General features: G+C 64.5%; 9 protein-coding genes. 2 read left to right on the top strand and 7 right to left on the bottom strand.

Annotated features, from left to right (window positions below):
- The 7 genes from GSQ95_RS21490 to GSQ95_RS21460 form a co-directional block, all read right to left on the bottom strand.
- Positions 1–1,098, bottom strand: a complete 1,098-nt coding sequence (locus GSQ95_RS21490) for an ABC transporter ATP-binding protein (protein WP_158895525.1) — start codon at positions 1,096–1,098, stop codon at positions 1–3.
- Positions 1,099–1,255: 157 nt separating this feature from the next.
- Entirely contained in the window at positions 1,256–2,089 is an 834-nt protein-coding gene (locus GSQ95_RS21485; RefSeq protein ID WP_158895523.1) for a carbohydrate ABC transporter permease, read from the bottom strand.
- Between the two features lie 10 nt (positions 2,090–2,099).
- Positions 2,100–3,032 carry a carbohydrate ABC transporter permease gene (locus GSQ95_RS21480; RefSeq protein WP_158895521.1) on the bottom strand — a complete coding sequence of 311 codons (933 nt, stop codon included), beginning with the start codon at positions 3,030–3,032 and terminating at the stop codon, positions 2,100–2,102.
- A 122-nt stretch (positions 3,033–3,154) separates the two neighbouring features.
- On the bottom strand, positions 3,155–4,480 hold the full coding sequence (locus tag GSQ95_RS21475; protein ID WP_158895519.1) for a sugar ABC transporter substrate-binding protein: 1,326 nt from the start codon (positions 4,478–4,480) through the stop codon (positions 3,155–3,157).
- A 215-nt stretch (positions 4,481–4,695) separates the two neighbouring features.
- A complete protein-coding gene (locus GSQ95_RS21470) occupies positions 4,696–5,010 on the bottom strand; it encodes a hypothetical protein (protein ID WP_158895517.1) in 315 nt (104 codons plus the stop codon).
- A gap of 143 nt (positions 5,011–5,153) precedes the next feature.
- A complete protein-coding gene (locus GSQ95_RS21465; protein ID WP_158895515.1) occupies positions 5,154–5,399 on the bottom strand; it encodes a hypothetical protein in 246 nt (81 codons plus the stop codon).
- Positions 5,400–5,551: 152 nt separating this feature from the next.
- Positions 5,552–5,992, bottom strand: coding sequence for a hypothetical protein (locus GSQ95_RS21460; protein WP_158895513.1), 441 nt, complete (start codon positions 5,990–5,992; stop codon positions 5,552–5,554).
- Between the two features lie 301 nt (positions 5,993–6,293).
- Here GSQ95_RS21460 and GSQ95_RS21455 point away from each other — a divergent pair, with 301 nt between their 5' ends.
- Positions 6,294–7,103: an inositol monophosphatase gene (locus GSQ95_RS21455; RefSeq protein WP_158895511.1), complete on the top strand. Its 810-nt coding sequence runs from the start codon at positions 6,294–6,296 to the stop codon at positions 7,101–7,103.
- A gap of 48 nt (positions 7,104–7,151) precedes the next feature.
- On the top strand, positions 7,152–7,348 hold a 197-nt coding region (locus GSQ95_RS21450; RefSeq protein WP_158973894.1), incomplete at its 3' end, for a DUF1090 family protein.

Here is a 7,348-nt window from a genome sequence, read left to right as displayed (position 1 = left end):
TCAGGCGGCTTTGCGCAGCAGCGGCGCCACGGCGCGGCCCTGTTCGTCGAACAGATGGCAGAAGTCGACGTCCAGCGCCAGGCGCTGGCGTTCGCCGTAGGCGACGGCGCAGTCACCCGGCACGCGCACGGTCAGCGGCTCCTCGGCCTCGGTGACCATGTGGCAATAGGTGTCGCTGCCCAGGCGTTCGGCCACGTCGCTGATCACCGGCAGCTGGCCGTCGGCGGCCAGGCGCAGGTGTTCCGGGCGAATGCCCAGGGTCACCGGGCTGCCGATCGCGAGGTCGTCACCCCGGCGTGGCAGGTGCAGGCGCGGACCGGCTGCCAGCTCCACTTCCACGCCCTGGGCGTCGGTGGCCACCACCTTGGCCTTGAAGAAGGCCATCTTCGGCGTACCCAGGAAGCCGGCGACGAAGAGGTTGGCCGGATGGTGATAGAGCTCCAGGGGCGAACCGACCTGTTCGACGCGGCCGCCATTGAGCACCACCACCTTGGTCGCCAGGGTCATGGCTTCCACCTGGTCGTGGGTCACGTAGATCATGGTGGCCTGCAATTCCTGGTGCAGGCGCGCCAGTTCCAGGCGCATCTGCACGCGCAGGGCGGCGTCCAGGTTGGACAGGGGTTCGTCGAACAGAAAGATCTTCGGCTGGCGAACGATGGCGCGGCCGATGGCCACCCGCTGGCGCTGGCCGCCGGAGAGCTGGCGCGGCTTGCGCTCCAGCAGCGGCGTCAGTTCGAGGATGCGGGCGGCATCGGCGACCTTGCGCTCCACTTCCTGCTTGTCGATCTTGGCCAGGTCGAGGGCGAAGGACAGATTCTTGCGCACGCTCATGTGCGGATAGAGGGCATAGGTCTGGAACACCATGGCCAGGTCGCGCTTGGCCGGCGACACCTCGGTGATGTCGCGACCGTCCAGCTCCAGGGTGCCGCTGCTGACCTCTTCCAGGCCGGCGATGAGGCGCAGCAGGGTGGACTTGCCGCACCCGGACGGGCCGACGAAGACCACGAATTCGCGGTCGTTGATGTCGAGGTCGACGCCCTTGATGATTTCCAGCGAGTCGAAGCCCTTGCGCAGGCTGCGGATTTTCAGATTGGCCATGACAGGAGTCCTCTTGTTATATGAGCCGTCGCTGCGCGTCGCGAGCGAAGGCGAGACAAGGAGGAAGGTCGCGAGAAAGCGCAGTTTACGAGGGTAAATGAGCATTTCGAGCGGCCTTCCGACGCCGGATCGGCAAGCGCAATAGCGCAGCGACGGCTCATTTCACGGCACCGAACGACAGGCCGCGTACCAGTTGTTTCTGGCTGATCCAGCCAAAGATCAGGATGGGCGCGCAGGCCAGCGTCGAGACGGCCGACAGCTTGGCCCAGAACAGTCCCTGGGGACTGGAGTAGGAGGCGATCAGCGCGGTCAGCGGCGCGGCGTTGGACGAGGTCAGGTTCAGCGACCAGAAGGCCTCGTTCCAGCAGAGGATCAGCGACAGCAGCATGGTCGAGGCGATGCCGCCCTTGGCGATCGGCAGCAGCACCCGGACGATTTCCTGGTAGGTGGTGGCGCCATCCAGGCGCGCGGCTTCGAGGATGTCCTTGGGGATGTCCTTGAAGTAGGTGTAGACCATCCAGACCACGATCGGCAGGTTGATCAGGGTGTAGACGGCGATCAGCAGCAGCCGGCTGTCGAGCAGTTCGAACTGCTTGGCCAGCAGGTAGATGGGCACCAGTACGCCCACCGCCGGCAGCATCTTGGTGGAGAGCATCCACAGCAGCAGGCGCTGGGTGTTCTTGGTCTCGTGGGAGGCCATGGAATAGGCCGCCGGCAGCGCCAGCAGCAGACTCAGCAGGGTGGCGCCAAAGGAGATCACCACCGAGTTCAGCGCGAAGTGGAAGTAGTCGCTGCGTGCCTGGATGGTCAGGTAATTCTCCAGCGTGGGCGTGAAGAAGAACTGCGGCGGCGTGGCGAAGGCGTCGATCTCGGTCTTGAAGCTGGTCAGCACCATCCAGAAGATCGGGAAGAACAGCACCAGGGCCACCAGCCAGGCGAGCAGGCCCAGCAGCAGGCTCTGCAGGCGCCGGGATTGCTTGAGCGTCAGCATGTCAGGGTCCTCACTGTTGGGTCAGATTCTTGCCGAGCATCCGCACCAGGATAATGGCGGCGATGTTGGCGATGAGCACGGCGATCAGGCCGCCGGCGGAGGCCAGGCCGACGTCGAACTGCAGCAGGGCCTGGTTGTAGATCAGGTAGGCGAGGTTGGTGGAAGCGAAGCCCGGACCGCCACTGGTGGTGGTGTAGATTTCGGCGAACACCGACAGCAGGAAGATCGTCTCGATCATCACCACCACGGCGATGGGCCGCGCCAGGTGCGGCAGGGTCAGGTGCCAGAAGATGGCGAGCGGCCCGGCGCCGTCCAGGCGGGCCGCTTCCTTCTGCTCCTGATCCAGCGACTGCATGGCGGTCATCAGGATGAGAATGGCGAAGGGCAGCCACTGCCAGGACACGATCAGGATGATCGACAGCAGCGGGTGGGTGGCCAGCCAGTCCACCGGGGTGGCGCCGAAGAGTTTCCAGACCGCGGCGAGAATGCCGGAGACCGGATGGAAGATCAGGTTCTTCCAGATCAGGGCGCTGACCGTGGGCATGATGAAGAACGGCGAGATCAGCAGGACGCGGACGATGCCGCGACCAAGGAACTCGCTGGCTTCCAGCAGCGCCGAGATCAGCACGCCGAAGACCACGCTGATCAGCAGCACGCTGCCCACCAGCAGCAGGGTGTTGCTCATGCCGGGCCAGAAGCCGGCATCGGTGACGAAGTATTCGAAATTCTCCAGGCCGACGAAGGCGTGCTCCCCCGGATAGAGCAGGTTGTAGCGGATCAGCGAAAACCAGATGGTCATGCCCAGGGGCACCAGCATCCACACCAGCAGCAGAGCCACCGAAGGACTGATCAGGAACCAGCCGGGGCCGGCACGACGGCGTTGACGACGGGCGGGAGCGGCAGGGGTTTCGACGGCGGGCGTCTTGAGGGTGGAGGTCTGCATGGCGATGCTCCGCAAGGCAGTGGGCCGTGACGAGGCACTGGCGTCTCGCGACGCCAGCGACGGATCAGGCAGGAAAAGCCGCTAGGCCTGGGTCCGCGGGGTGCGGACCCAGGGCTCCAGCGCTACTTGGGATAGCCGGCGCGCTTCATTTCCCGGGCGGTGGACTGCTGCGCCGCCTGCAGGGCCTGCTCGACCGACATCTGCCCGGTGAGGGCCGCGGCGAACAGCTTGCCTACCGAGGTGCCGATGGCCTGGAACTCGGGGATGGTCACGTACTGGATGCCCACATAGGGCACCGGCTTGGCCGAGGGATGGGCCGGGTCGGCGTGCTGCAGCATGTCCAGCGAGACCTTGGCGAAGGGCGCCGCGTCCATGTAGGCCTGGCTGTAGGTGGACTTGCGGGTACCCGGCGGCACGTTGGCGATGCCGTCCTTGTCCGCGACCAGCTTGGCGTAGTCCTTGGAGGTGGCCCAGGTCACGAAGGTCTTGGCGGCATCCTTGTGCTTGGAGGAGGTCGGGATACCCAGGGACCAGGCGTACAGCCAGGAGGAACCCTTGTCGGTGACCTCGCGCGGCGAGCCGGCGAAGCCGACGCTGTCGGCGACCTTGCTCTGGCTCTTGTCCATGGTGAAGGAGCCGGCGACGCTGGCATCGACCCAGATGGCGCACTTGCCGCTGTTGAACAGCGCCAGGTTCTCGTTGAAGCCGTTGCTGGAGGCGCCGGGCGGACCATACTTCTTCATGTTGGTGACGTAATAGTTGGCCGCCGCGGTCCATTCCGGACCGGTGAATTCCGGTTGCCACTTCTCGTCGAACCAGCGCGCGCCGAAGGCGTTGGCCATGGTGGTGACCAGGGCCATGTTCTCGCCCCAGCCGGCCTTGCCTCTCAGGCAGAGACCGTACTGGTCCTTGTCCGGCTGGTGCAGCTTGCCGGCGAAGTCGGCGATCTGGGTCCAGGTGGGCTGGGCGGGCATGGTCAGGCCAGCCTGCTGGAACAGGTCCTTGCGATAATAGGTGATGGAGCTTTCGGCATAGAAGGGCAGCGCATAGAGGGTGCCCTTGACCGACAGGCCTTCGCGAACCGACGGGAAGAGGTCGTCCAGGTCGTAGTTGGCGGGCAGGTCCTTCATGGGCTCCAGCCAGTTCTGGGCGCCCCAGAGGCCGGTCTCGTACATGCCGATGGTCAGGACGTCGAACTGACCGCCCTGGGTGGCGATGTCGGTGGTCAGCCGCTGCCGCAGCACGTTTTCCTCGAGCACCACCCAGTTGAGTTTGATGTCGGGGTGCTGTTCTTCGAAGGTCTTGGACAGCCGCTGCATGCGGATCATGTCGCTGTTGTTGACGGTGGCGATGGTGACCGTTTCAGCGGCCTGGAGGGCCAGCGAGAAGGTCAGGCCTGCAGAGAGGGTGACAGCGGACAATAAAAGCGCTTTTGGTGTTGTTTTCATCTTGCACTCCGCGTCCTGTGCAACTGCAGCAGACGCTTTTCTTGTTGTTGTAACCCACCACGCGGCCGGCTGTGACGGCCTTTGCAGCGGAAGCCACGGACCGATTACAGCCCGTTGCCGCCCGGGAAACAAATGCTGGAAGACACCAAAATCGGTATTTTTTTGCACATCCTCGCAAGGCTGCGTGGGACGTTCGATCCGGCCGGCGGCTCTGCCTAGAGACTTTCCGCCTTGACCTTGGTGATGCCGTCCTCGCGATAAAGCTGCAAGGTTCCGGGGGTGGATTCGATCACCCGCTCGTTTTCGATGAGAAAGGAATAGACCGGCGTCGCGCTGCCCGGGGCGCGCAGGTTGCGATATTCGTAGACCACCAGGCGATCGAGCTGCGCGACCCGCTGCGGCGAGCCGAAACTCTGCCGGAGTTGTTCCTGGGTACGACCGCCGAATTGCGACGGATCGGCCGGAGGCGGGGTGGGAGCCGAGCTGCAGGCCGACAGGGCGGCAAACAGGAGAAGGGACAGGCGTTTCATGACGGCTCCGCGTGCAGGTTGAAAGGGCAGAGGAGTGGAGCTGCCCGTAGAACCAGACGGACCTGCAAAAAAGCGATTCATTCCCCAGCCAGGATCAAAAAGCATACGAATGGGAAGCCGTCCGTCGACATCAATCCAACGGACTAGAATACCCAGCGTTGCTCCTGAGCAAGAGTGCCATGTTCGTTCAACCAGCGGGCGCCATTAGCTGGCTGCCGACTGTCACGCAACTGGGCGTCAGTTCTGGCAGGGATGGCATCGGTACGCGAGAGGGGGATCTGAAGGGTGAGGTCCGCCAGCTTGAGCGGCGGTACGGCGGGGAGGGTGGCAGCTTCGGCATGGAAAGCTGCGAAGGTCGCGATGACGCTGGCCAGAATACGAATTCCCATTCCTTGGGTCTCCTGGTAGATCCGAAGCGCGAATCTACCATTCCACTGCCTATTTGGTTCCCGCTTAGTCTGACGTTACTGCGTATTTGTGATCCCGTTCGTCATCCTCGATGCCGGTCGGTCACGCTACCTACAGGCGGATGCCGAGCCGTTCAGGCGACCGGTAGCGGCTCGCGGTGCTTGGCCGCCAGATAAGCGAAGAGCGGCGGGCAATCCGACACCAGGCTGACCAGGGTCTGGCCACCTGCAGGCTCTTGCCGCAACAGCACCTTCTCGCCGCGCACGTTGAGATAGAGGGTGTATTCCGGCGTGCTGGACTGGGCCATGAAGCCTTCGCCCATCAGGGCGCTGCCCAGGGCCATCCGCTGCGGCAGATCGCAGCTGCCCTGCCACTGGAAGGCACGAATGCCAAGGTTCTCCAGGGTTTCGGCAACGGCGCAGTCGATGCTCAACGGCGGATGGTCGAAGAGCGGAAATTCCTGCGACAGCAACTCGAGATGGCGTTCCAGAGCTTCGAAATGCTGTCTGGGAATCAGTCGCCGCAACTGCTGCAGCTGACCATTGCCGTGGAATAGCGAAGTTTGTGCGGTCATGGCGTCCTCCCGGTCCAACGAGCACTCAACTGTTCTGACGGCGGCGGGCGGATTTGGTGCGGTCCGTCGCTGCATTTCGCCGTCCTGAGTGCCAATACCCGACAGCCTGCGCCGCCGAGATGACACGGCCATGACCAGGGGCTTCTAGTCGGACCTTTGCCGACATCGGCAGAAATTGTCCAGTGCACGGCCGCGGTCTGACCGGGGCCAGCGTCAAGAGCGCTGACGGGCAGGATCGCGACTATTCTTTTCCACCAGTGGAACTGGCACCCTGACGCCTTTTCCCGTTCCAGGAGCGTCCATGACCGCTATCGCCCCCGCTATCGCCGAACGCTACCGCGCTGTCCAGGACATCGCCCGGGAAGCGGCGCAGCTCGGCCTCGACTTCTATCGCCGGCGCGGTGCGCTGCAGGTGGACCACAAGGGCAGCGACCTGCAGGACGTGGTGAGCATCGCCGACAAGACCCTGGAGGAGCTCATCCGCCAACGCCTGAGCGAGCGCTTTCCGGAGGATGGCCTACTGGGCGAGGAGGGCGGCGCCACCGACCTGTCCGCGCCCTACCTCTGGGTCATAGACCCCATCGACGGCACCGCGCCCTTTCTCAACGGCCTGCACAACTGGTGCGTGTCCATCGGCCTACTGCACGAGGGCGAGCCCTTGCTCGGCGCCATCATGGATCCGAATCACGACGAACTCTTCCATGGCCTGCGCGGGCACGGCGCCTTCGTCAACGGCCAGCCGCTGCGCGTCCATGCGGCCACCGAGATCCGCCAGGGCCTGACCGGGCTGGGTACCACTCATAGACGCGGCAAGGAACACTTCCTGCCGTTCGTGACCGGTCTGCTCGCCGAGGGTGGGCAATTCTTCCGCAATGGCTCGGGTGCGCTGATGACGGCCTATGTCGCCGCCGGCCGGCTGATCGGCTATTACGAAACCCTGATCCATGGCTGGGACTGCCTGGCGGGCCTGGTCCTGATCCAGGAGGCAGGGGGGCGCCACAACGCCTTCCTGCGCAACGATGGCCTGGTCAATGGCAATCCCCTGCTGGTGGCAGCGCCCGGCGTCTACGATCAGCTCGCCGCGCTGGTCGGGCCGTCGCTGGACGCTTGAGCGAAACGACACGGAAGCGCTCGCCTTTCAATGTTCGGAGGAATGCCGATGAAAGACCGAACCAGGACAATGCTGTTCGCGACCACCCTGTTGCTGCCCGGCCTGGCTGTGGCGGCCGACGGTGGCTGCGCGGCGAAGCGCCTGACGCTGGAGCGGCAGATCGCCCAGGCGCAGGCGCAGGCGCAAGGCGATGCAGGGCGGCTGGCGGGGTTGCGGCGGGCACTCGGCGCGGTGCAAGCGCATTG

Origin of the sequence: Pseudomonas sp. BAV 4579 (assembly GCF_009765395.1) — a bacterium.
Classification (GTDB): Bacteria; Pseudomonadota; Gammaproteobacteria; order Pseudomonadales; family Pseudomonadaceae; genus Chryseomonas; species Chryseomonas aestiva.
This window is presented reverse-complemented; position numbering and strand designations above follow the sequence as displayed.